We start from the raw sequence: 25,645 nt of genomic DNA on the forward strand, positions 1-25,645 counted from the left end.
CTGCGATTACGCTTCATACGTTTCATCGCTTTCCGCTGTTTTTTCTGCTATCAAGCGAATGACAAGCGGCAGAGCCGCTGCAATCAACGTAATGATCAGCAGAACCGATATTCCCATTGTAAACAAATGCCCTGTTCCGTACTGGATGTCGATATATACCTTCGACACCGGATCTTCAAATGTGAAGTTCGGCATAATCAAGTCAATAAGCGGCGCAACATAGAATAAAATCATTGCCGCTGAAGCAACCCATCCAGGAATTGATCCGAATCGGAATGCCGCCCGAATAAAGGCAGAGCTTGCGACCAGCAATAATATCGTAAACACAGACCACTTAATCGTCTGATCGTCCGGCAGTGAATAAATATTCAAACCGAACAAGCTGATCATCAATCCCACAAGGATATTCAAAATTCCGAAAAGCGCTCCTTTGACGAGCAGCGGCGCATTCTGGTAATACGAGCTGAAATATCCGATTAACAGACTGCTGATCAAAATAATAACCAGGATGACAACCGGCGGCACCGTCTGAATTTTTTCTTCCGGAACCTGACCGCTGATTTTAAGCGGGTTTGCCAAGTAATCATATACATAGCCGTTGTTTTGGCCATCTACTAATGTATTGCCCAGAATGCCGTATACGTCACTGCGTACAAGCTTCGTGGAGGCAACATTTTTACCCCAGTTGTTATTTAATGTGTCAGCTTTCGTCTGTACATCATTTACGCTTTGCTGCATGTTGGTTGTGTAATCAATAATGCCTGACTGGCGTTCCGATAATGAGCCCATCATGTCTGACATTTGCAGCACTTCCTGGCCGACCGTATCTTGCACGCTCAGTGCCATTGTGCCTGACAGCCCATCATTATTGAACGTTGCAGATTCCTGCGCTGCACCGGTTACAAGCTGTTCTGACGCTTTAGACGCACTCTCAGAGATTTTCGTCAGTTCATCGAGAACACCGGCTTGAGAATCACGGATATAGCTGCCGTAGTTGTCTGCAAACTCGGTCATGCCATTGATGAAATTGTCGATGTCTTCATCGGTTTGCATCGTGTTGTTTTTGAGATCTTCCCAGCTTGCTGATTCTTCCGGTTTGATGGCTAGGACTGATTTGATGTTGCCCTGCTGGCCGTCAATGGCAAAGTTTTTTGCAGTGCTGTCTATCGTTCCGGATAATACAGAGTCATACACAGATAAATATTTATAGTATCTCATTAAATCGGAGATGCTTTCTGTGTTGATTTCCCCCGGGAATTGAAGCTGATCTTTATTCTCCAGCTCGCGAATCGCTCTGTAAATCCCTTCGAACTCCCTCTTCCGTTTCGCTTCAAGATTTTCAAGTTTACCTTCTAGCTTTTTTACTTGGTCTTTCAAGTCATCAATTTCATCATTAAGACCATCCATTTGCTCTTTTAGTTCTTCTAATTTCTTTTTCAGCTCTTCATTATGGGCAGTTTCTTTTTCTTTGAGCTCTTCTTCAATTTGCTTGATTCGCTCAGACGCTTTGCTGAGCTGTTCTTTTGCTTTTGCGATATCAGAAATGTCGTCATTTCCTGGTTGATCTTCATTTCCGGGCTCTGTTGTGTCTCCGACGCTTCCGGTTCCGTCTTCATTTGCCAGCTGGATAAATTGAAGGGCTGAGTCAGATGAAGCAGTCTGTTCGGCAGATGTGCCCGTTTCGGTTTGTCCGCTGTCTGACTTACCATTGGAGGCATCTCCGTTCTGCTCCTGACCGTCTGTTCCCTGCTGCTGGTCTTGATCCTGAGTATTGCCGTCCGTTTGCCCGTCATTCCCGGTATCACTGCTGTTATCATCGTTTCCGGTGTCTCCCTGTGTATCATCGGGAATGGTGCTGCCTCCGTCATCTGGATGATCCGGCTTGTCAGTGGACGGCTCGTCTGTTCCCGGTTTTTCAGTTCCCGGGTCCTCCGGTGTCGGATCCTCTTTTTCAGGCTCCTTCAGATTGTCTGAAATATCTTGAATGTCAGCGGCAATGTTTTTCAATTCTTCACGCTGTTTTTCAAGATCGATTTTCAGTTCTTCAGGATTTTCTTCGTTCGGGTCTTTATCTTCATCATCTGAACCATCATCTCCATCAGGCTGCGGGTCAGCTTTCGCAACAGTGAGCGCCTCGCGCGCTTCAACAAGCAGTCCGTATACTTGGTTTAAAGCTGCCTGTCTTGATGCGGTCTGGTATTGGTTAATTAAATCGCTTTGTATCTTCGCCATACCAAGTTCCTGCTGAGGCACTTGGCCTTCCCTGATTTGCTGGGCGGCTGCCAGAACTGTGCTGGTTTGTCCAAGCTGTGTTTTCACTTGGCTGATACCTGTTGACAGGCCGCTCATCTGCTCGCTGAACTGATTGGCCTTTTGCTGTGCTGAAATGGCATCCAATCCTGTCTGGATTTGCTGCTGAGTTGAATCCTGGGCTGCCAATAGCAGCTTCTTTTGATTTTCTTGATATTCTTTGTATCGTTCCACAGTATCAACGAAGTCTTTCAGGGTGTTTTTTGCTTCCTCCGCTGTCGAAGCTTTTTCTTTTGTCGTGCCTTGGGCTTCATTCATTGATTTCTTCAGCTCATCGATTAGGTCTTTCTGGCGTTTGATTTCACCTGCTAAATCGTTAGAGCTTGGTTTGTAGAAATTGTACATGACATTTTGGAATTCAGATTCTTTATTGACGATTTTGTCAAACTCTCCTCTGATATTGTCCACTTTTTGTGAGACAAAGTTCCAATATAAGGCCGACATTTTTTTGTTCATTGTTTTTTGGGCATCTTCAAGCTCACGCTGCACTTTTTCTTTGTTGACCGCATTCAGGTTATCTTGAATGCTGAACTCAAGCGTGGCTTTTTGAGGACGCTCTTTGTCGTAACTCAAAATATTTTTTGAGAAATCTGAGGGAATGTAGACGATCGCATCGTATTTTTTCGATTTTAGGCCTGTTTCCGCTGCACTTCGGTTCACGACCGTCCAAGAATAATCAGGACGTTCCCCCAGAACGGCAGCTACTTCCTTACCGAACTGGGCGGATTGATCATCTTCATCGTCCGCTTTCACCTCATCACTCAATACGCCTGTGTCTTCATTCACCACTGCAATTTGCCGCGTGGAATTGGCTGCTTTTTTCGTCGGATCTTCCCCGATAAATCGGAAAAACAAAACCGGCAGCAGCAAAATAATGATGACGGCGGATATTAACTTGATTAAGTTTTTTCGTTGTTCTGTCATCTAGCACTCTCCCTTTCAGCAGAACATAAAGGAATTTGAACTTTTTGCTCCTTCCCGTTTTCCACAACATATCCGAAGCCCGGCTGAATCTCCGGCTCCTGTCTTTGGTACGGAAGAGGAATGACATTTTGTTCAGATTTTTTCATCAGCAGGATAGCGTGTCTGATTTGCTTCATCTCAGTCGTCAGGGAATCATAGCCTTTGGAGAACTCACTGTGATTGCCTGCCGGAATAAAGCTGAAGCCAAGATGCGCGTAAGATTTCATAAAGTTCGCCAAGCGGTCTTGAATTCTCGTATCGATCGTCTGTTGGAATCTCGTAATTCCGTCAATCATTAGAACCACTTGAGAGAATCGCAGGCTTTGTGCGTCTCCCTGGCGAACGGCTTCTACATACATTGCTTCTCTTGTTTTAAAAATGTCTTCTGCTGTTTCAATCCACTGCTCAATATCATCTTTTGTTTCCAGATATGCGACATCTGTTTCTTTTGCATATTTGGATAAACCGCGGTCGATCGAGTCAAACAAACCGATCATTTCCGTTTCATCATCAAGCAGATGCTCGAGCATCACTTTTAAGACGTTTGTTTTTCCTCGCTGTGTCTGCCCTAATATCAGGCAATGCTTGTATTTAGCCAAGTCAAAGTACACCGGGCTGACGGTTTCTTCATGAAGCCCGATCGGCACAGATAAAAGCTTGCGTTCCAGCTTGAAGCGGAGAGAAAACTCTCTCGTCGACAGGCTTTCCGGCAGCATCGGAATCGGAGCCGGCTGTTGAAGTGAAGCGTAGCGATCCTGAAGAACCTGCACTTCTGCTTTCAGCTCGTTGAACATGCCAATATCATCCTCTGCTTCAACAGGCAGGAACATTTGGGCGAAATAAAGCTCTTCTTTTTGAATGATCACGCGCCCCGGGATCGGCTCAAGGCTGAACTTCGGCCGTCCGTAAATGGAATATCCCTCGGATTGATCCATCAGGTAATGGACAACCTTTGTTTTCAGGTTGTTCAAGAGCGACTGGCGGACAGCATTTACGCGCGTCGCCGTCAGCATGAAGTAAATCCCCAAGCTTTGTCCGTCTCTGGAAAGCTGGACAAATTCCGATTCAAGCTCATGCATCTCATCCTTGACGATATCAAAGTTGTCGATTGTGATGAAAATGAATGGAAGCTCTTCTTCGCTCAGCGCATTGTACATTTTGATATGGCTGATTTCTTTTTCACGGAACAGACGTTTTCGGCGGTCAATTTCCTCTTTGATCCGGATCATGAACTTTTCAATTTTTCTCGACTGATCCATCAGGAAGTAATCCGCCGTGTGCGGCAGCTTCGCTAATGGCAGAAGCGTTCCGTTCCCGAAATCAAAGATATAGACATGAAGCTCTTCAGGCGTGTAGACGTCTGCAAAGCTCATCAGGAATGTTGCCGCTGCAATCGATTTTCCATAGCCTGAGGAGCCGAAAATGCCGATATTTCCGTCTTCCATCATTTTATAAGCAATCGGTGCCTGTCTTTGCAGATCAGGTTCATCAACATAAGCAAAGTGGAAATGGTCCTTTTCTTCTGATGGGAAAAGGGTGCGCGGGATACGTTCCGCAAGCGGCGGCAGCCAAGGACTCGGCAGCTTCTCGATTCCCATTTCCTCTTGAATGCGTTCGATTTCGTCAACCACTGCTTCGATTTCTGATTGAACTTCTTTTTTCGCCATTTCTTCGGTGTCGACCTCAGAAAGCGGGATCAGGCCGGTATCGGTGACAATTGCGATTTCATCCTCTGTTCCGTAAACTTCCTCTAAGTAAGGGGCCCCGCTCCAGGCGGATTGGAACAGCTCGTACACTTCATTGTTTCCGACCTGCAAATAACCGCGTCCGGTAACAGTGATGTTCGCGGCATCGCTGTTTTTCAAAATCTCTTTACTATCAGTAGCATCCTGAACTTTAAGCGCTACTTTAAAGCGCGAGTTACTCCAGATTTGGTCGTCTATGATACCGCCCGGCTTCTGTGTAGCCAAAATCAAATGTACACCGAGGCTTCGGCCGATACGTGCGGCACTGACAAGCTCTCTGATAAAATCAGGCTCTTCGCTTTTCAGCTCTGCAAATTCATCGGAAATTAAGAATAAGTGCGGCATTGCTACTTCTGCTTTCCCCTGCTTGTACAGCTTTGTATAGTCATTGATGTGATTGACTTGATATTGATCAAACAGACGCTGCCTTTTTTTCAGCTCGCTTTTAATCGAAGCAAGCGCACGCATACTGAAGTTTTGGCTGCCTTCAATATTGGTGATTGTGCCGAGCAGGTGGGGAATATTGCGGAACGGCTGCGCCATTCCTCCGCCTTTATAGTCAATTAATAAGAAAGCCGCCTCATGCGGGTGAAAGTGCACCGCAAGTGACAGGATGTAAGTCTGGAGAAATTCACTTTTCCCCGAACCTGTTGTCCCCGCGAGCAAACCGTGCGGCCCGTGGGCTTTTTCGTGAAGGTTCAAATGTACAATGTCATCCTTCCCTTTATAGCCGATCGGCACCGACAGCGATTTCGACGATTCACTCGTCAGCCATCTTTGCTGGATTCCGATTTCTTTTACTTCCTTCGCATGGAAAAGCTCTAGGAACGAGACCATTTCCGGAATGGAGTTCGTAATGCCCACCTGGTGGTTCAGCGTGCGAAGCGTGCGTGAAAACCGTTCGTTGTCCTCGCGCTGATGTTGATCGAGCCTGAACGGGATTCTTACTGCTTTTTTCTTTTGTATTAAAATGTCGCCTTCATTTTCGTTGATATAGCGGACAAGGGTCGTAATGTTTTCTGATAAACTTTCCTTTGTGTCCGCAGCGACAATGGTAGAGATACCCAGATGCTCATACTGTCCTTCCAGATATTCAAGAATGACGTGCTCTGAAATCAGCTGCTGATTTGTAATGACAAAAACAAAATGCGGTTTAAACTGCACTTTTTCTTTGTCCTCTTCCAAGTCACGCTCTCTTATCAATTCGTAAAGAGAAGACAGGAGCTGGTCACGGGTCTGTTCATTATAAATAAAGCCTTTTGCATAAATATGGGGCATTTGAAATTGCGGAAGCCACTTCATCCACTCCCAGTCTTTATACTCTTCTTCATGAAAAATAAAAACGAAACGCAAATCGTGATAGCTGTTAAAGAACGACAGCTGGCCGATCAGCTGGTGAATCTCATTCTTAACAATCTGAGATTTCCCGACAAGGCCCATCGGCCCCTCCGCCAAATCCACCGTAACCGGCGCATTGCGGATGTCCTTATAGACACGCTGCATGTGCTGCGATTTCTCCATAAGGTCATCAATATCACGGTTCGCCAGGTCTCCGCCGCTCATATTGATTTCATAGCTTGCAGGAACTGTTCCGGTCCCGAGCCGAATCTGGAGATAATCCTTGCTTTCGAGTGATTTTTCCCAAATTCGGTCACTGATTTCACTTGTTAAGTATTTCATTTGTTCAAAAGAAGGAAAATGAAAGTCAAGAACCTGCTTTTGCTTTTCAGCAAGTGCCTGAAGCTCTTTTCTCTTATTATCTAAGTAAAGCTTATACACGCGCTCCCGCTTTTCCTCGCGTTTTTTCCGCTGGTTTTTATCCCGGAAATATTGAACGGTCGAGGTAATAAGGGTCATCATAAACATCGCCAAAGAAACGAGTATAAATATGCCGCGCGGCTGGATGATGGCGACAACGCCCATCACAATCAGCATCACAAGCGGCGGCAGGATGACGAGCCACAGCCCTCTATTGGTTTGATCGCTCTCCTGAGAGGGAAAACTGAAGGACACACGGTCATCTGGCAGGTCGTACACCATCCGCGGCGTTCTTCTGTACTGCGGATATTTTTTCTGCATTTCTGTGCTTGGTTTGACCGTTTTGGTTAACACTGTTTCAAGCGGTGTGTAATGAACGATTTCTAAGAGGTCTTGTTCAGTTACTCTCATTAGCGTAAAATTCCAGAATATTTCATCTCCCGGTTTGAGCGGTGCAGCACTTATTACCTTCTCGCCGTTCAAGAACACATTCCCGCTTTCTGGGAGAATCGACCATTTCTTGCTGATATGCAGTAACGAAAATGTGCTTTGCTCCGCAAAGGCAAAATCATTCGGGTTCAAATAGATATCTGCTTCTGTCTTTTCTGAGGAACATGTCATTTCGTCTCTGTTTCCTGTAAAATAAACGGATTTTTCAGGCTTGCCGGCAATTAAAAACAGACGGATATCCTGCTTGTCCGTTTGAAGAGAAAATGATGCATCAGTTTCAAGACTGCCCAGGCAATCATTTCCCAGGAAAACATCGTACTGGCTGCCGGATTCCTTCCTCTGAAGAGAAATTACTCCGTTCTCAAACGGAATGGTGCCGATGGTAATGGAATCCTTCACATCTGGCCCTATGGTCACCGGCTGGGACGCAGGGAGGTCAGACAGTTTTAGTTTTTGGACGTTTTGCTGGTAGAAAACCCATAATAGACTCAAATGGCGAACCCCCTAACGGCCGAAATACGGCGTGCGATGACCTGAACTTCATGTTTCACTTTATTTGTCATCTTTTTTTTTCTCATCTTTCTTTTCTTTCTCTTTTTTCTCTTGTTCTTCTTTTTTCGCTTTTTCCTCGGCTGCGGCCTTTTCTTCTGCCGCTTTCTCTTCAGCTTGCTGTTTTTCTTTGTCTGATTGTTCTTCAGCGGCTTGGCTGGCTGTATCAGTTTCTGCCGTGTCTGTTATCGCTTCTTCTTTTTGTTCTTTCATTTGTTTGGTAATTTGATCGATCTCGCTTTGTACCGTATCCAGTTCTTTTTGCTTTTCATCATCTTTCATACTGTCATCTGCTAATATTTCAGCCTTATATCGAATCAGCCCCAGCCCTATGTACGGGTTATACTCCAGCTTTCTTCCGATACTAACGGCTTCTTTATTCTTGCCTCTCCCTATGTCTATCCAATAAAGAAAGTGCTGTGGATCTGATTGCAGCGTGACCAAATTATTTTCAATTTGTTTCTTTTGAGTGTCGCCTAATTTTTCAACCTCAACATAAGACATTGCAAGCTGATACTGCACTGAATCAGGCAGGCTTTCCGCATCATATTTAGCCAGCGTGCTGATAACCTCACTGTACTGCTTGTTTAAGAAAGCACGGTTGCTTTCCACAATCGCCTGATGCTTTGGCTGCGCGAAAAATAAAGCATACATCGAATAGATCAGAGCCGGCACAAGCAACACAATGAGTCCCAGGCCGATATATCTTTGGATGTTCCATTTCTTTTTCGGGATATGTATGTATGTTTTGGCTTTGGCTTCGAGCTCATCGATATGTGTCTGAATCAGCTCGAGCAGTTCATCATAGGACTTCGCATCCAATATCGCTTTTGTCTCCGGAGAGAATGTCAGCGTTTCATTGAATTTCAAGTAGTCCTCAAATGCAAAAGCGCCGTCAACTGCCAAAGCCGCTGCAGCTTTCAGTTCCTGCCAGACTCTCTCCTCATCATGCTCGTAAGGAGGAATGCTTTCTTTTACGCCGTAATGAAGAAAATATGGGGTCAGCCCTTTATCGAATACAATGTTTTCCGGGGCCACAATCAAATGCAGCCTTGATAACTTGTGCTGCTGTACAGCCTGAACAAGCTGATAGGCAAACTGCCATTTGCTTTTTTTATCTTTAGCTTTTATCAAGCGAAATTCTTTATAGGAGGGAGGAGGTTGGATTGTGATGATCACTTCGTCTTCCGTCACATCGATCTCTTTATGAAAAAATGGATTTACATCCTTGATCACGTTCGCTTCGAGACCGTCCAGAAGCTTTATTTTTTCCCGTTGAAAGGTAAATGTAAAGCCGTCTTCCGTTTTCTGAGCAGCAGCTTCTAATTGGTTTTCTAAATATGATCTTTGTTCACCTGACATTCAACCAGATCCTTTCATAATATTTCAAGCCGGTCTCCGCTTGTAATGCCGCAATCAGATAGCTTGCATTCTCCGGAAAACACCGTATCCTTATTAACCACTCTGATCCAGTGCCCTTCGCGCGGAGGTATGGAAACGCTTTGGGCCTGCCAAGCGATGTCAATGACTTTTTTCACCGGGTGGTAATCTGACAATCTGAGATCGAAGACACTTCCGTTATAATGTTTCAAATCTATCGTAATATCAATATACATGTTTATTCACCCTTACATAGAAAGAGCGCCGTCTTCTGGTGAATCAGGCGCTCCTTCCCTTTCATACTGTTATCCGCGGATTTGATTTGCGATGTCTTGGTCAGTAGACTCAAGAGTATTTGCTGTTTGATCAAGCTGCTGGTTAACATCTTGAAGCAAATCTGACATTTTGATAAATGAAGGTTTGAGCTGCTCGTATTGATCTGCGAACGCTTCGCTAGAAGCACCTTCCCACATGCTTTTTAAATCAGAGATCATTCGGTTTAAACGATCAACCTGATTTAATACTTCTTGGCTTTCAACGCCATATTGCTTCGCCATCGCTCTTAGCTCTTCGGGTGTGACACGAATTAATCCTGCCATATTCCTCATTACCTCCTGTGCCATCAGCCTAAATATGGGCTAATTCACTTATTTTTAGAACGTAATTATTATAAAAACAGTTTTTCGGTACAGTCAAACAAATATGTTTTAATTTTACAAAATGAGTCCAATGGTTTACCTCTCGCCTCTTAAAAATTACATATTTTGTTAAACAAATAGGTTTATTTTCTCAATCCACGTCGCCTTCTTGGAATAATCCAAAAGACCCAAATGATTCTCTAACTCCCAATTAAAACCTTTCAGAAAATTTGATGCTACAGCACCATCTCTGAAAAGGTTCAGTTTTTCTGAAACACTCATCAGCCTGTTTCTCGCCCAAGACAGAACATGTATCTCATTATATTTAAAAAGTGTTTTTTGACTTTGTTCACTTCTATTATACTGTCATTCTTTGTTGTTGATTTTCACAAACAAGAACAATCATAATAAAAGCAAGACGATTTGATGTCAAAGAGAACAAAGAATACAAGGATGGAAAAGTAGGGATAATGATGACCATGCCAAAGGATCCGTTTAAATACAGTTTTGACAGACTGGAAGATGTGGCTGATCATATCAGTGAAGTGCTGCAATGTCCGATCACCATTGAAGATGTGAACCACAAACTGCTAGCCTACAGCACCCACAGCGATTGTACTGATCCTGCCCGGACGTCTACGATCATTGGCAGAAGAGTGCCGGAGAAGGTTATTAATAAATTGTGGAAAGACGGGACGATTCCCGCGCTGCTAAAAACAGACCAGCCGATCAGAGTGAAGGAAATTGACGAAGTCGGACTAAGCAACCGCGTCGCGATTTCGATTTGGAAGAACAACCAGGTGCTGGGGTTTATTTGGGCGCTTGAAATTCAAAAAACATTGTCGGATGATGATCTGCTGACATTAAAAATGGCGGCTAATGCAGTAAGAAATAAGCTGCTTAAGCTCCAAATCAGAAAAACGAAAAATGAGGAACGCAGCCAAGAGTTTTTCTGGAAAATGCTTACTGGACACATCTATCAAGAACAGGACATGACGGATGGGTTTAACAAGCTTGGAATGGTCGTTCCCTCTGAATTTTCCGTGATGATCATCCGGGTAAACGGCGAGCTGACCGAAAAAACAGAACAGCAGCTTCATTATCTGCAGGAAACGACCCAGCAGGTTCATGCTCTGCTGACGACCGTTGATTCCAATGAACTTATCATTTTAACCGCGCCAAAAACGGATCGTCCTTTTCAAGATTTAAAACAGTTCGCTTTCAGCACGCAAAGACAGCTGAGGGAACGTTATAAAATAGAAGATGCTTCTATTGCATTTGGCGGAATATACAACTCGATTTCGTTTGTCTGCCGTTCATATCAGGAAGCACTGTCCGTATTGAAAGCAAAGGAACGGTTTGCTGAAGAAACCAAGCATCTTTTCAGTTTTTCAGAATTAGGCATTTATCAATACTTGGACGTGTTAGATGAGAAACGGAAGCAAACGGGATATTTCAACTACTCCCTTTCAAAACTCGAGCAGTACGACCGGGATCACCAGTCCAATATGGTCGAAACGCTCGAACGTTTTATTGAAGCCGACAGCAATGTGAATACCGCCTCTAAGGTCTTGAATATTCACGTTAATACATTGAATTACCGGCTGAAGCGAATCAGCCAGATCGCTGGGATCGATTTAAAAAATGTGAATCAAAAGTTTACTATATATTTGGATATCAAACTTCGAAACATGGGTTTGTGAAATTTCACAAACCCATGTTTTTTTATTTTCTGTTTCAAACAAAGAATTTTCCAAAAAATCAAGCTACACTAAACATATCACATATACGGGAGGAAATAGATATGATCATTGGGGTTCCTAAAGAGATAAAAAACAATGAAAACCGTGTCGCTTTGACGCCTGGGGGCGTTTCTCAGCTCGTTTCAAACGGTCACCGCGTGCTGGTTGAATCAGGCGCAGGCCTTGGAAGCGGCTTTGAAAATGAAGCCTATGAGTCAGCAGGAGCGGAAATCATTGCTGATCCGAAACAGGTCTGGGACGCTGAAATGGTCATGAAGGTCAAAGAACCGCTTCCGGAAGAATATGCATACTTCCGAAAAGGGCTTGTACTGTTTACTTACCTCCACTTAGCGGCTGAACCGGAGCTTGCACAGGCACTGAAGGATAAAGGCGTCACAGCGATCGCGTATGAAACGGTAAGTGAGGGACGGGCATTGCCTCTGCTTACACCGATGTCCGAGGTGGCAGGCAGAATGGCAGCGCAGATCGGAGCCCAGTTCCTAGAGAAACCTAAAGGCGGAAAAGGAATCCTCCTTGCCGGAGTGCCTGGCGTTGCCCGAGGAAAAGTAACCATTATCGGTGGGGGCGTAGTCGGAACCAATGCGGCAAAAATGGCTGTCGGCCTAGGTGCAGATGTGACGATCATCGACTTAAACGCGGATCGCCTGCGTCAGCTTGATGATATATTCGGCCATCAAATTAAAACGTTAATTTCTAACCCTGTCAATATCGCCGATTCGGTAGCCGAAGCGGACCTTCTCATTTGCGCCGTGTTAATCCCTGGTGCTAAAGCGCCGACGCTTGTCACAGAGGAAATGGTGAAACAAATGAAGCCTGGTTCAGTGATTGTGGATGTTGCAATTGACCAAGGCGGCATCGTCGAAACTGTCGACCACATTACGACACACGATCAGCCGACATATGAAAAACACGGCGTCGTTCACTATGCTGTTGCGAACATGCCGGGCGCTGTGCCTCGCACTTCAACAATTGCGTTAACGAACGTTACGGTTCCATATGCACTGCAAATCGCAAACAAAGGGGCAGCAAAAGCACTCGAAGACAATGCGGCACTAAGAGCGGGATTAAACACAGCAAACGGCCACGTGACTTATGAGGCTGTTGCCAAAGATTTAGGATACGAATATGTCCCTGCCGAGAAAGCCTTACAGGATGAATCATCTGTGGCCGGCGCTTAATTCATATTGAGCTTGCAGAAAAATTTCTGCAGGCTTTTTTTATCTTTTAAAAAGGAAAAAGGAAATGACGTCTCGAATTAAAACGAAGAACTTGATCATAAAGGAGGATTCATATGGCTGTTCAGCAATATGGCGTGTTAAAAGGCGTTGTCTTAGATATGAAGCGGGAAACAGATGATGACAGTCCTCATTTCCAAGTCAAGATGCTAGGTGAAGAGAATACGTATTACAGGTGCGCCATCAATGTCATGTCCAGTTCCGAGGAATCTGAAGTATTGTATTTGGCAGACGATCAGTTTGATTCGAGCTCCATTACCATCCTTCCGAACATGCCGTATGGATATACGAAGATCAATGACGAAAACCGTGAAGTAGCACTGGATTATGTGCGGGGCAATCTTTTTGATTCACGGGAAATGAAGCCTTTGCCTCATGAAATCACGGGGCCTGATAATGATTTAAATGACTTTATTGAAACGTATATGAAGAAAGCGAAAGAAGAGAAAGCGCCGGTTTATATATTCGGGTCAAAATTTGGACCGGAACAGGCGGCAGATAAAATATTCGGCTTTACCCCGACAAACGGTATGCACAACATCCACATGAATCAAGGCAATGCACTGGATACCCGCTGGAAAAAAGACAACGGCTCTTGGCATGACGGAGGCATTCTGATTCAATTTGCCGATCAGTGGGCCGCTGTGTTTTTGGCGTTTTTATCCCAGTCATGGTGTACGGATGAAAACGGGAACCCCGTCAGAGATTGCGATCATACCCAAACGTCTGCGTAAGATAGAAAAAGAGACTGCCTGCTGCAGTCTCTTTTTTTTACCGTCAATGCATTTAGACATTTTCGACAGGCTTTAAGCTGTTCGGCCTCATATCGCTCCAATGCGATTGGATGTAGTCCAGACAAGCCTCACGCCCTTTTTGTTCATGAACGACTGTCCAGCCGCTCGGCACATCGATAAAGCCGGGCCACAAGGAATATTGGCCCTCTTCATTGATGAGAACAAGGTATATGCCATCCGCATTTTCAAAAGGATTTGCCATTGCTTTTCCTCCTTCATTGATTCATTTCTTCCAATTTAGCTGCCAGAACCCGGCCAATGACTGCGAGCGGTTCCGGCTGACAGAGATCTTTATGGCGGCAGTCAATGTCGATTTGTTCAATTTGTCCATCAATATAAGGCTTCCACGAATCAGGTTCAATCGGGTCAAACCATTCAGGAATGATAGTTGATCTGAAAAACAGAACATTTCCGCGGAAGGTTTTCGGCTTATATGAGCCTAAAATGCCGACAGAATTGACATACGTATTCTTCAGATTTAAAATGACCGATTCATCCAAGCTCGCAAGCGCGCTGCCGTCACGGCGAAGAATCTCGATCGCTGTTTCAAAATCAAGCGGCTTGTCCCCTAAGCTGTCTGGGTCGTACCCGCCTAACGCGAGAAGGGCAATAAGCGCTTCTTCATCATCTGGTGCCTCTTTTATAGGAAGGAAGTGGTTTGGATAGGCGTCCAGCATAACCAATAGGGATACTTCTTCTCCTTGCTTTTGCAGCTGGGTGGCCATCGCTTGAACGACATTCCCGCCTAGGGACCAGCCTAGCAAATGGTACGGGCCTTTCGGCTGGATTGTTCTGATTTGTTCAATATAATCGGCAGCCATTTCGTCAAGTGTTTTTGGAAGCTCATCCCGCTGTCCGATTCCGCGTGCTTGCAAGCCGTAGATCGGATAATCTGTTCCTAAATTGGTCATCAAACCAGCATAGCACCAGCTGAGTCCGCCTGCGGGATGTACACAGAATAAAGGAAGCTTGTCTCCGCTTGTTCGGAGCGGCAGCAAAACATCAAGAGCGCTTTGGCTTGAACCCATCTCTAGTCTTTCGGCAAGCCCTGCCACAGTCGGCGCTTCAAATAGATTGCCAATGCTGAGTTCAACCCCGAGTGCTTCACGTATGCGGCTCATCAGCTGAACTGCAAGCAGGGAATGTCCGCCCAAATCGAAGAAACGGTCATCAATACCGACACGCGGCAAATGAAGCACTTCCATAAACAAGTCACAAAGGATTTCTTCCTGCGGGGTTCTCGGCCCGCGACCTGTCACCGCAGCAGCAAAATCTGGAGCAGGCAGCGCTTTACGGTCAAGCTTTCCATTCGGCGTCAGCGGCAATTCTTTCATCGTCACAAAGGCTGAAGGCACCATGTAATCCGGCAGTCTCTCGGCAGCATACCTCCGCAGTTCCGCCGTATCAAACGTTTCCTCCGAGGAAGGTATGACATAAGCTGCCAAACGTTTATCTCCCGGCTGATCCTCACGGACGATCACTGCCGCATCTTCCAGCTGTGAATGCTGAACAAGCGCGGCTTCAATTTCACCCAGTTCAATTCGGAAGCCCCGGATTTTCACTTGATGATCGGCACGGCCGACATAATCGAGAGAACCGTCAGCACGCCTGCGGGCTACATCTCCCGTGCGGTACATCCGTGTGCCCGGTGGTCCGAATGGGTCAGCGATGAAGCGTTCCGCCGTTAAACCGGGCCGTCCTAAATAGCCTCGGGCCAATCCGGCTCCTGACACATACAGTTCTCCAGCCACACCCGGCGGAACGGGCTGTAAACGCTCATCCAGCACATACACGCCTAGATCGGGAATTCCGCAGCCGATCAGGCTGTTTGCTCTTATAGCTGCAATATTCCGGTCTAATTCGATATAGCTGACATGCACTGTTGTTTCGGTAATACCATACATATTGATCAGTTTTGGCGCCTGTTCAGGATGGCGATGATACCAATCCTCTAAACGGCTGAGTTCAAGCGCTTCTCCGCCAAAAACAACATATCGAAGGCTGAGCGCCTGTCCAAGATCAGGCTGCTCCCTTTCCGCCTGCATAAACTGATAGAACGCTGATGGTGTCTGGTTCAAAATGGTCACACCCTCTTTTACCAGCAGACGCAGAAACGCTTCTGGAGATCTGCTAATGTCATGAGGCACGATAACAAGCCGTCCGCCGTGCATCAAAGGTCCCCAAATCTCCCAAACAGAAAAGTCAAACGCGTAGGAATGGAACATTGTCCACACATCGTCTGAACCGAAACGGAACCAGTGATCGGTCGCTCCAAACAACCTCGTCACATTTTGGTGAGGAATCATGACGCCTTTTGGAACGCCTGTTGAACCGGATGTATAAATAACATAAGCCGTGTTGAAAGGTGACAGCGGGCGAATTCTGTCCGTATGATCAGGATTCAGAGGACTATATGTTTTTAGTTTCTCGCATAATTCCGGATCATCCAGTACAATTTTCGGCACATTTTCTGCAGGCGGGATTTGATTTTCCACCTGTGAGCTCGTGATGATAATCGCAGGCCGGGCATCGTTCAGCATAAAAGCGATTCGGTCAGCCGGATAGTCCGGATCAAGCGGCAGGTATGCAGCTCCCGCTTTCAGTACCGCTAACAGTCCGACAGTCATATCCAAAGAGCGAGGCAATGCTAATGCCACAAATTGCTCCGATCCGACGCCTTTGCTAATCAGCAGCCGGGCAAGCCGGTTCGCCCTCTCATTCAGCTCCGTATAGCTCATCGCCTTATCTTTATACACGACAGCAATGGAATCAGGGCTCATCGCAGCTTGTTTCTCAAACAGCTCCGGGAGACACGCTTGCGGAATCTTTTCAGAAACACTTTGCCAATCCGTCGCCGTGATGCTGCGCTCCTCTGGTGCTAGAATATCCAGACTTCCGATTTTCTGGTCAGGAGCAGCCTCGGCAGCCTCAAGCAGCCGCAGAAGGCGATCAGCGAGAGCTTGAACAGTCTCACGTTTAAAAAGATCGGTGCTGTACTCAAGCAATCCTTCCAGTCCATTTGGTGTCCCGTCATCAAGACGGCTTTCACTGATTTCTAACGTTACATCAAATTTGGCAGATCCTACGCTATGAATGTGCAGGCTGCTTTCTGTACCAGGCAGGTTCAGCTCTGCGTCAGGCGTATTCTGGAACGCGAGCATGACTTGGAATAATGGATGCGTCGCCCGGGAGCGAACAGGATTGAGCACCTCTACAAGTCTCTCAAACGGCAGATCCTGATTTTCATAGGCTGCCAGATTCACTTCCCGCACTCTGTCCAGAAGCTCACGGAAACTCGGATCACCAGAGGTGTCTGTTCTGAGCACCAATGTATTGATAAACAGTCCCACAAGATCACCAAGCGCATCGTCATTCCGCCCTGCGATCGGGCTTCCAATCGGAATATCCGTTCCAGCTCCGAGCCTCGTCAGCAAGGCGGCAAGCCCTGATTGAAGCACCATAAACAGACTTACTCTATTGGCACGCGCCAGCTCCAGCAAGCGGCTGTGAAGCTCTGAGTCTATACGGAAATGGATTGTATCTCCCTGATGACTCGGCTCAGCCGGACGTGAATAATCAGTTGGCAGTTCGAGCTGATCGGGCAGGTCTTCCAGTCTCTCTTTCCAGAAAGCTAGCTGACCGGCAATCAAACTGTCTGGATCATGCTCGCTTCCGAGCAGACTTTGCTGCCAGAGCGCATAATCCGCATACTGCACAGCAAGCGGTGTCCATTCGGGGGCTCTCCCGTGACAACGGGCGGTATAAGCAGCAGCCAGATCACGAGTCAGAGGGGTCAATGACCATCCGTCTCCGACAATATGGTGCACGAGCAGCAGCAGCACGTACTCATCGGGACCGATAACAAAGAGCTCGGCACGGAAAGCAGGCTCAGCTGCAAGGTCAAAGCTGTAGCGAGCAGCAGCGGCAAGCCTCTTAGAAAGCTCCTCCTTCTTTATTTCTGTAACATATAAATCAGGACGGGCTTGATCGGCGTCTAAAATATGCTGATAAGATGTCCCCTGTGATTCAGGGAAAATGGTCCGAAGGCTTTCATGGCGGCTGATGAGATCATACAGTGCCGCTTGCAGCGCTTCTTTGTTCAGTTCACCTGAAAGACGGACGGCAACCGGGATATTATAAGTAGGACTTGGCCCTTCCAGACAATGGAGGAACCATAGCCGGCGCTGTGCAAAAGAAAGCGGAATGTTCTCGGGACGTTCAGCTCTTTGCAAAGCGGGACGGACACTCTGCGCCTGGTCAAGATGTGCAGCAAGTCCGGCAACTGTCGGTTCGTCAAAGAGCTTGGCGATGCCCAGCTCAGCTCCCATCGTCTCACGAATTCGGCTCATCAAACGGGCGGCAAGGAGAGAATGGCCGCCCAGCTCGAAGAAACTGTCATCAATACCTACGCGTGCAAGACCTAGAACCTCTGCAAACAGATCACACAGTATCTCTTCTTGAGGCGTTCGAGGTCCCCGGTCAGTGACAGATGCGCTAAAATCGGGTGCCGGCAATGCTTTCCGGTCTAGCTTGCCATTAGGTGTTAATGGCAGTTCATCGATCTCCACAAATGCCGCAGGCACCATATAATCAGGCAGACTGGCACCAACATAACGGCGAAGCTCAGCAATATCTAGAGCTGAAGAAACAACCAGATACGCCACTAATCGTCTATCTCCCGGCTGATCCTCTCGAACGACAACCGCAGCCTGTTCAATTTGCGGATGTTTAGCAAGCACGGCATCAATTTCTCCAAGCTCAATGCGGAAACCGCGAATCTTGATTTGATGATCGGCCCGCCCAATGTAATCCAGAGACCCATCCGCACGCCAGCGGGCCTGATCTCCGGTCCGGTACATCCGTGTGCCCGGCGGTCCGTACGGATCAGCAACAAAGCGCTCCGCCGTTAAATCAGGGCGTCCTAAATATCCGCGGGCCAAGCCGGTTCCGGCAATATAGAGCTCCCCAACAATGCCTGGCGGAACGGGCTGCAAACTATTATCGAGCACATATACCTGTGTATTCCAAATCGGCTTTCCGATCGGAGGCACACCCTGCACACCTTTTTCGAGAAAAGCTGCCGCAGACCAAATGGTTGTTTCAGTAGGCCCGTATAAATTAGTTACTGGACAATCAAGTGCCTGCAAGGCCTGCAAAAGTCCGCTTGGAAGCGCCTCTCCCCCGACAAGCACCCTGAGCTCCCGAAGTTTCTCAGGTTCGTTTGTGACCAACGCATGCCACAGGGTCGGCGTGGCCTGCATAATCGTTATATCAAAATATTCAATCATTTTAGCTAATGCCTGCGGCTCGCGGATTGTTTCTTTTTGAGCAACAACAATACTCGCTCCGCTGATAAGCGGGAGGAACAATTCCAAAGCAGAAATATCAAAAGCGACGGTCGTCACAGCCAGCAGCCTGTCTTGTTTATTGAGAGAAAATCTCTCCTGCATAGACAGCAGAAAATTACTTAAACTTTTCAGCGTGACAACAACACCCTTTGGCCTTCCTGTTGATCCTGATGTATAGATGATATACGCCGGATGAACAAGAGATACATGTACATTTGGATTGTCGGCAGAATAACGCTTCACAATTTCTTTTGTCACAGGCTGATCCAGCACAAGCTGCGGCGCCGTTATATCATCAGGCAAAGTGGCTGCTATTTCCTCAGTCGTTATCATGCATGATGGCTTCGCATCCTTCAGCATGTATGAAATTCTGTCGGCTGGAAACTCCGGATCAAGCGGAAGATAAGCAGCGCCAGTCTTTAGTACGGCAAGCATTGCAGCTACCATCTCGGAAGACCGCGGCAGAGCCAAGGCGACAAACTGCTCCGGGCCAAGACCTTTTTCTATCAAAAGATGCGCAAGGCGGTTTGCTTGTTCATTCAGCTCTTGATAGCTTAATTGAATGTGATCGCAAATCAGGGCGATACGTTCAGGCGAACGTTTTGCCTGCTCCTCAAACATATCCGGAAGGCTGAGCAGCTGCTCGGGTTTTGCTGTCTCATTCCATTCGCTTATGACCCGTGCTTTTTCTGCCGGCAAAAGAAATTCCATTTGCCCAATCAGCATGTCCTCACCGGCTGATGCCATTTGTAAAAGCTGTAAGATCCGCTGTTGATGCACCTTTATTTCTGACTCGCTGTACACTTCAGGATTGGCATCCACATCAATTCGCAGCCCGCTTCCGTCTGTCCTGTCATAGACATTTATCGACAAATCATCAACAGGACCGGCTGAAAGATTGTGCGTGGTCCCACGGGCTCCGGCAAAGTCGAGACCGTAATCAAAAGGCATCAAATTAATTTGCGGGCCAAATAATCTATGATTTTCTCCTATTAGTTTCAGATCCCGCCGCAGTTCCTCATGGCGGTATTTATGATGCTGCCGGATACTGCGGATTTCCCGGGAAATCTGCAGCACAAGCTCAGAAAAGCTCATCGAAGGACTCACAGACAGCCTCAGCGGGAGAAGATTCATCACCATAGCCGGAACATTCAAGGATGCCGATCCCATCCGTCCCATCATGGGCAGTCCGAGCACAACATCCTCAGAGCCGGTCATGCGGTGTACATAAGCAGCTGATACCGCAATCACGACTTCATGCCAGCTTCCGGCATAATAGCGCGCCGCTTCTTTCAATGCGTTTACATCTGATGGCGGCAAATAAACAGTCTGGCGCAGAAAGCTTTTTGAGGTTCTCGGCGCCCGTTCTGCCAAACTGACAACTTCAGGCCTGTCCGCAAAACGATTCAGCCAGAATTGACGATCCTCTTCATATGTATCAGACGAGCGGTACTCTGCGTCCTCCGCCAAAATATCCTGCAAAGAGCCGAAGGAACGATCATCAGCGTACCGCCCTCCTGCAAGTGCAGTATAGGCATGTGCAACCCGCTGGGCGATCAGAGAAAATCCAAAGCCGTCGATCGCAATATGGTGAATGCGCTGATACCAAAAGAAACGCTGAGGCCCGGCTTTAAACAAAGCTTCGCGGAACAACGGGTCATGCTGTAAATCGACCGGCTTTGCCAAGTCAGCTTTCATCCAGTTTAAAGCGGTCTTTTCCGGATTAGGTTCAGAGCTGACGTCAATGACATGGAGCTGTACATCCGGTGATGGATTCATCATCTGCCAAGGCCCGTCCATATCTTCACCAAAGCGGACATGAAGTGATTCCGCTTCTTTTATGACGTGCCGTAAAGCTTTTTCAAAAAGAGAAATATCGATTGGGCCGTTGATTTCTATATATTCGGCTGTATTGTAGATTGGATTGTCCGGATCAAGCTGCTGAGCAAACCAAATACCGCTTTGCTCTCCGGTTAAAGAATATTGAAGATCTTTTGTATCAGGCATCCGTCTTTTTACCTCCTTTTATAAATAGTCCGCGTTTGGCAACACTCTCTCAATGCGGATTGAAAGCAATTTCTGCCATTCTTCTATCGTCGGCCGTTCAGCCAGTTCGACGAATGTCACCTCGGCTCCTTCACGGCGCCATTGTTCCACTAATGTCATGATCCTTACAGAATCAAGTCCCCTATTCAGTAAGTCCTCATTATCTGCAATGTCATCAGGAGATTCTTGTAGAAGCTCAGCAATTTGTGTGCGAATACTCTCGCAGGTAAATCTATCTTTTTCAGCTTTTTCTGATGGCTTCTGAGCCGCAGAAGGCGTATGTTTCAGCTGATCAAGCAAGCTGTCGGTCATCACCGTAAACGCACAGCGCCCAGCCGCATAATTAAGCGCCATTTTATGCTTGTCCTCAGAAAAATCCGCAACTGCATCAGCAACAAAAAATGCTTCGATGTCTTCCATAAACGCTTCACATGCTGTAACGAGACAGCCAATATGAGCATAAATCCCAGAGATGATCAGCTGATCACGCCCCTGTTCACGCATGATCTCAAGCAGATTCGTTCTCTTAAATGCGCTGTATCTCCATTTTGTCAATACGAGATCATCGTCTTCCGGTGCAAGCTCGGCCACAATTTTTTCCTCGTAAGGACCGCTGCTTAATCCAGGTCCCCAAAAATCAGTCAGCAACGCCCGGTCCTCCGGATTTTGACTGCCGGGCTGCGCTGTGTAGACAACAGGTATTCCGAGCTGAACACATTGATCCTTCAGCTTGCGTATATTTGCTGAAAGCTCTGTTATCGGAGACGCTCCTGCTGTAAACGCGTCGACAAAATAGTTTTGCATATCGTGTATTAAGAAGACTGCCCGATTTGGATCAGGCACCCATGATACTTTGTTTGTTGGCATATCAGACGCTGTCGGCATTTGATACGGCTGAATGGCAGGAATAGCCATTTGAACACTCCCTTTCAAATCGTTTCTATTTTTTTGAACCTGCAAGAAGTTTTTCGGCGATCGTTTCGCGAAGCGCCTTTTTGCTTACCTTTCCTACCCCTGTCTGCGGGAAGGTCTCAACAAATTCAATCCGGTCTGGAATTTTATACGCTGCAAGCCCGCGTTCTCTTAGAAAAGCTTTGAGCTCTGCGGCTTTCGGCGCTTGATCCCGGGGAATAATGAACACACAAGATCTTTCACCAAGAAATTGGTCAGGCATTGATACCATCGCCGCATCATGCACAGCCGGATGCGCCAGAAGATGATTTTCAACCTCTTCCGCCGCCACTTTTTCTCCGCCGCGGTTGATTTGATCCTTTGCCCGTCCTTCCACGACAATATAGCCATCGGGTGTCAATCTCACTAGATCGCCAGTGCGGTAAAAACCGTCGTCGGTAAACGAAGCCGCATTGTGCTCATCAGCCTTATAGTAACCCCTGATCGTATACGGTCCCCGTGTCAGCAGGTGACCCGTTTCACCAGGTTTCACGTCACGATCCTGATCATCCCACACACGTATTTCATCGTAAGAAGACATCGGCTTACCCTGGGTATTGACAATAACTTCCTCTGGGTCATCAAGCCTTGTGTAATTAACGAGCCCTTCTGCCATTCCGAAGACCTGCTGCAAGGTGCAGCCGAATACAGATTTCACTTTGCGCGCGGCTTCAGCGCTAAATTTCGCGCCGCCTACCTGCAGCACTTGAAGGCTTGATAAATCGTCATCTCGTGAGGCAGCAGCGTCCATCCATACCATTGCAAGCGGCGGGACAAGAGCTGTCATTGTTACCTGTTCCCGTTCAATCAAAGGGAACGAGTCGTCCGGACTCGGAGAAGGAGATAAAACCACTTTTCCTCCAGCGTATAATACGCCTAGCACCCCTGGTGAGCTCAGCGGGTAATTGTGCGCCATCGGCAATGCGGCCAAGTACACAGTGCTGTGATCAAGCCAGCAAACCTCCGCGCTCATCCGCAGGCTGTATATGTAATCATCATGGGTTCGCGGTATCAGTTTCGATAAGCCGGTGCTTCCTCCAGAAAGCTGTAGGAACGCCACATCCGAAGATTTTACTTCAGGCAGCTCGCCAGGTTCTGTATGCAATGCCTCAAGCGGCTGGAATTCCTCCGCCTCACCTGCGACAATGACGTGTTTCAAGGACGGCAGCTTGCTTCGAACCTGTCTGGCAAGTGTACGGTAGTCAAATCCCGAATGGGAATCGGGGATAATATAAGCCTCCGCTTCAGCAAACTCGCAAAAATATGTAATCTCACTGCTTCGATGAGAAGGCAGTGCAAAGACCGGGAGCGCTCCCAGCCGAAAAAGTGCAAAGATGACTTCAAAAAACTCCGCGATATTCGGCAGCTGCACGACTACACGATCCATTGGTTTAATACCGAGCTTTTGCAATCCGGCTGCCAGACGGTCAGCCCTTGTGTCAAGCTCTTGATAGCTCCAATGGGTGTCCCCGCATGTAATCGCGATTCGATCGCCATGTTTGGCAGCCCGGTCTCTTAACATGTCTCCAAAAGTCTCACCGGCCCAGCAACCGTTCTCCCGGTACTTTTCCGCAAACTCCTTAGGCCACGGCGTAAATCCATTCAGCATGCTGTTTCCCTCCTGCAATTATTTCTGATCATATGTGATTGACACCCATTGCGCGAAGCATCGTCCGAAACTTTGCGGATGTCTCCTGAAGCTCGTCCTCTGCTTTTGATCCGGCTACAACACCGGCCCCTGCAAAAAGACGAAGTGAGCGTTCTTCAGCCTCTGCACACCGAATCGTAACGATCCATTCGCCATCGCCTGCATCGTCACACCAGCCTACCATGCCAGTGAAGAAACCGCGGTCAAAAGGTTCAATTTCACGGATGGCTTCTCTTGCAAGGTCAGTCGGTGTACCGCAGACTGCCGGCGTAGGATGAAGCGCGGCGGCTAGCTCCAGCGAGGTTACAGTCGGGTCAGAAAGCTCTCCTTTAATGACACTGGACAAATGCCACATCGTCTCCGTTTGGATCAGCGAAGGCTTTTCCGGAACGTCCAGCGTCCGGCAAAAAGGCCGCAGCCCGGCGGCAACCGCATCAGCCACAACAGCATGCTCATGAAGATCCTTTGCGGAAGAAAGCAATTCATCGGCCCGGCGCTGGTCCTCAACAGGATCATCACTGCGAGGTCTAGATCCCGCTAACGGATTGGATACCACCTGAGTTCCCATTCTCGAAACGAGAAGCTCCGGACTTGCACCGAGTAATGTCCGATGGGAAGATGAATCATCTTGGCCGGATACATCGGCTGCAAAAGTATAACCATGCGTATTATGCCGCGCCAGATGGTGAAGCAGTTCACCCGTTTGAATCGCTTCAGGTGATGTCAGATGCAGCGATCTGGACAGGACGATTTTGCTGAGTGTGCCGTCAGCAATGCTTGCCAATCCTTGTTCTACACCTTTTTTATAGTCCTCCGGTGCAGGAACAGGCTGTATATGATATGTATGTTCCGGCTGCTGTTCCATCTTGGCATCACCGAATTGAAGCGGTCCCGACCACCGTACCTCCTCCGGAACGACGAGCCGGGGCGGTTTTAAATAATCAAATGGAACAGCTCCCACAACAACCGGACGGCTTTGCCCCAATTGCTTTGCTTTGTTTAGCGCCTCAGCAATGCGGCCGGGTAAGGTTTCTAATTGGTTTTGGCCGTCTGCATCCGGCACGGCTTCACTTATTCCTTTTCCAAGCAACACACGATGAGGGGAAGCCAAGAAAAAAGCGCCCGGCTGATACTCATGAAGCAAATGCTCCGCCTTCGTTTCAGATATAACGTTTTGTTCCAACATCTTCATAAACCTCCTTTGAGTTAACTTATACGCCTAAGGTCGCGCCGCCATCTACACATAAATTATGCATCGTAATATGGCCTGCCTGCTCAGAAACCAAAAAGAGCACGGCATCCGCAATATCCGAGGGCTGGGCCAGTTTTTTGAGCGGAATTCCCGTTTTAAATGTATCAAGCGATCCTTTGATGACTTGTTCTGCCCCATTTTCATCAGCCCATAAAGACCACTGCATGTCTGTTTCCGTTGATCCGGGAGAAACAATATTGCAGCGAATGTTGTATTCTGCAAGCTCAAGGCCAAGGCACTTTGTAAACATCACGGCCGCTGCCTTTGATGAGGCGTATGCCGCCATAGATGTCCTTGGCACACCGGCTGCATTTGATCCTACTGTTACAATCGAACCGGATCTGCGGTTCATCATATATTTGCTGACTGAGCGCGACGCGTTAAAAACACCAGTCGAATTCACTGAGAAAGTGGCCTCCCATTCCTCATCACTGAGAGAATGAATCAGCCCGGGCCGAAGCACGCCCGCTACGTTCACCAATATGTCAATCGGGCCCATGTCACGTTCGATTCGAGCCGTGATATCGTCAATCGCCGCACTGTCTCTCACATCCGCCGGAAAGGCTTCGGCACGGCATCCCTCCGCTTTGAGGCTGTTCACGACTTTTTCAAGCTTTTCTGGATTGTAATCAACCGCAGCAATGTGTGCTCCTTGACCGGCAAGCGTCCGCGCTACAGCTTCACCTATTCCTTGGGCGGCCCCTGTAATCAATGCGATCTTGCCTTCTATACCTCTTACCTTCATTTCATCATTTCCTTTCTTCGCTTTTAACGCCAAAAAGGGCATGTCGCGAAAAAGACTGCTTCACCTTACT

General features: G+C 47.4%; 14 protein-coding genes. 3 read left to right on the top strand and 11 right to left on the bottom strand.

The features are described from left to right. Positions 1 to 6: 6 nt before the first annotated feature. The 5 genes from esaA to LJF29_RS13765 form a co-directional block, all read right to left on the bottom strand. Positions 7 to 3,234 carry a type VII secretion protein EsaA gene (esaA, locus tag LJF29_RS13745; RefSeq protein ID WP_229149101.1) on the bottom strand — a complete coding sequence of 1,076 codons (3,228 nt, stop codon included), beginning with the start codon at positions 3,232 to 3,234 and terminating at the stop codon, positions 7 to 9. After that, positions 3,231 to 7,718: a type VII secretion protein EssC gene (gene essC / locus LJF29_RS13750; protein ID WP_229149103.1), complete on the bottom strand. Its 4,488-nt coding sequence runs from the start codon at positions 7,716 to 7,718 to the stop codon at positions 3,231 to 3,233. Before essC ends, esaA begins: the two co-directional genes overlap by 4 nt. Positions 7,719 to 7,778: 60 nt before the next feature. Beyond that, positions 7,779 to 9,137, bottom strand: coding sequence for a type VII secretion protein EssB (gene essB / locus LJF29_RS13755; RefSeq protein ID WP_229149104.1), 1,359 nt, complete (start codon positions 9,135 to 9,137; stop codon positions 7,779 to 7,781). 14 nt (positions 9,138 to 9,151) lie between these two features. After that, positions 9,152 to 9,391: an ESX secretion system protein YukD gene (yukD, locus tag LJF29_RS13760; RefSeq protein WP_010331710.1), complete on the bottom strand. Its 240-nt coding sequence runs from the start codon at positions 9,389 to 9,391 to the stop codon at positions 9,152 to 9,154. 69 nt (positions 9,392 to 9,460) lie between these two features. Continuing rightward, a complete protein-coding gene (locus tag LJF29_RS13765) occupies positions 9,461 to 9,754 on the bottom strand; it encodes a WXG100 family type VII secretion target (RefSeq protein WP_003220661.1) in 294 nt (97 codons plus the stop codon). A 518-nt stretch (positions 9,755 to 10,272) separates the two neighbouring features. Here LJF29_RS13765 and LJF29_RS13770 point away from each other — a divergent pair. The 3 genes from LJF29_RS13770 (at position 10,273) to LJF29_RS13780 (ending at position 13,525) form a co-directional block, all read left to right on the top strand. Next, a complete protein-coding gene (locus LJF29_RS13770; RefSeq protein WP_229149205.1) occupies positions 10,273 to 11,496 on the top strand; it encodes a PucR family transcriptional regulator in 1,224 nt (407 codons plus the stop codon). Positions 11,497 to 11,597: 101 nt separating this feature from the next. Then, positions 11,598 to 12,734, top strand: coding sequence for an alanine dehydrogenase (gene ald, locus LJF29_RS13775; RefSeq protein ID WP_010331712.1), 1,137 nt, complete (start codon positions 11,598 to 11,600; stop codon positions 12,732 to 12,734). A gap of 113 nt (positions 12,735 to 12,847) precedes the next feature. Next, complete coding sequence (locus tag LJF29_RS13780; RefSeq protein ID WP_010331713.1) at positions 12,848 to 13,525, top strand: YukJ family protein; 678 nt, start codon at positions 12,848 to 12,850, stop codon at positions 13,523 to 13,525. A 52-nt stretch (positions 13,526 to 13,577) separates the two neighbouring features. Here LJF29_RS13780 and LJF29_RS13785 read toward each other — a convergent pair whose 3' ends face one another. Genes LJF29_RS13785 through LJF29_RS13810 form a run of 6 tightly spaced genes read right to left on the bottom strand, consistent with a single transcriptional unit; the run spans position 13,578 to position 25,575 of the window. Then, positions 13,578 to 13,787 carry an MbtH family protein gene (locus tag LJF29_RS13785; protein WP_044158967.1) on the bottom strand — a complete coding sequence of 70 codons (210 nt, stop codon included), beginning with the start codon at positions 13,785 to 13,787 and terminating at the stop codon, positions 13,578 to 13,580. A gap of 13 nt (positions 13,788 to 13,800) precedes the next feature. Beyond that, positions 13,801 to 20,940, bottom strand: coding sequence for an amino acid adenylation domain-containing protein (locus LJF29_RS13790; RefSeq protein ID WP_229149105.1), 7,140 nt, complete (start codon positions 20,938 to 20,940; stop codon positions 13,801 to 13,803). Between the two features lie 18 nt (positions 20,941 to 20,958). Next, positions 20,959 to 21,894: an isochorismatase gene (locus tag LJF29_RS13795; protein ID WP_229149106.1), complete on the bottom strand. Its 936-nt coding sequence runs from the start codon at positions 21,892 to 21,894 to the stop codon at positions 20,959 to 20,961. 25 nt (positions 21,895 to 21,919) lie between these two features. Continuing rightward, positions 21,920 to 23,539 carry a (2,3-dihydroxybenzoyl)adenylate synthase gene (locus LJF29_RS13800; protein ID WP_010331717.1) on the bottom strand — a complete coding sequence of 540 codons (1,620 nt, stop codon included), beginning with the start codon at positions 23,537 to 23,539 and terminating at the stop codon, positions 21,920 to 21,922. Between the two features lie 28 nt (positions 23,540 to 23,567). Next, entirely contained in the window at positions 23,568 to 24,764 is a 1,197-nt protein-coding gene (gene dhbC / locus LJF29_RS13805) for an isochorismate synthase DhbC (protein ID WP_229149107.1), read from the bottom strand. A 25-nt stretch (positions 24,765 to 24,789) separates the two neighbouring features. Further along, positions 24,790 to 25,575: a 2,3-dihydro-2,3-dihydroxybenzoate dehydrogenase gene (locus LJF29_RS13810; RefSeq protein WP_229149108.1), complete on the bottom strand. Its 786-nt coding sequence runs from the start codon at positions 25,573 to 25,575 to the stop codon at positions 24,790 to 24,792. Positions 25,576 to 25,645 lie beyond the last annotated feature (70 nt).

It is taken from the genome of Bacillus sp. LBG-1-113 (assembly GCF_020708615.1).
GTDB classification, from domain to species: domain Bacteria; phylum Bacillota; class Bacilli; order Bacillales; family Bacillaceae; genus Bacillus; species Bacillus mojavensis.

Excerpts from the sequence above, each read along its gene's own strand:
- LJF29_RS13790 (WP_229149105.1), bottom strand. The coding sequence starts at position 20,940 with ATGCCTGATACAAAAGATCTTCAATATTCTTTAACCGGAGAGCAAAGC.
- LJF29_RS13770 (WP_229149205.1), top strand. The coding sequence starts at position 10,273 with ATGCCAAAGGATCCGTTTAAATACAGTTTTGACAGACTGGAAGATGTG.
- essB (WP_229149104.1), bottom strand. The coding sequence starts at position 9,137 with ATGTCAGGTGAACAAAGATCATATTTAGAAAACCAATTAGAAGCTGCT.
- esaA (WP_229149101.1), bottom strand. The coding sequence starts at position 3,234 with ATGACAGAACAACGAAAAAACTTAATCAAGTTAATATCCGCCGTCATC.
- yukD (WP_010331710.1), bottom strand. The coding sequence starts at position 9,391 with ATGTATATTGATATTACGATAGATTTGAAACATTATAACGGAAGTGTC.
- LJF29_RS13800 (WP_010331717.1), bottom strand. The coding sequence starts at position 23,539 with ATGCTGAATGGATTTACGCCGTGGCCTAAGGAGTTTGCGGAAAAGTAC.
- LJF29_RS13795 (WP_229149106.1), bottom strand. The coding sequence starts at position 21,894 with ATGGCTATTCCTGCCATTCAGCCGTATCAAATGCCGACAGCGTCTGAT.
- LJF29_RS13765 (WP_003220661.1), bottom strand. The coding sequence starts at position 9,754 with ATGGCAGGATTAATTCGTGTCACACCCGAAGAGCTAAGAGCGATGGCG.
- dhbC (WP_229149107.1), bottom strand. The coding sequence starts at position 24,764 with ATGTTGGAACAAAACGTTATATCTGAAACGAAGGCGGAGCATTTGCTT.
- LJF29_RS13785 (WP_044158967.1), bottom strand. The coding sequence starts at position 13,787 with ATGGCAAATCCTTTTGAAAATGCGGATGGCATATACCTTGTTCTCATC.
- ald (WP_010331712.1), top strand. The coding sequence starts at position 11,598 with ATGATCATTGGGGTTCCTAAAGAGATAAAAAACAATGAAAACCGTGTC.
- LJF29_RS13810 (WP_229149108.1), bottom strand. The coding sequence starts at position 25,575 with ATGAAGGTAAGAGGTATAGAAGGCAAGATCGCATTGATTACAGGGGCC.
- LJF29_RS13780 (WP_010331713.1), top strand. The coding sequence starts at position 12,848 with ATGGCTGTTCAGCAATATGGCGTGTTAAAAGGCGTTGTCTTAGATATG.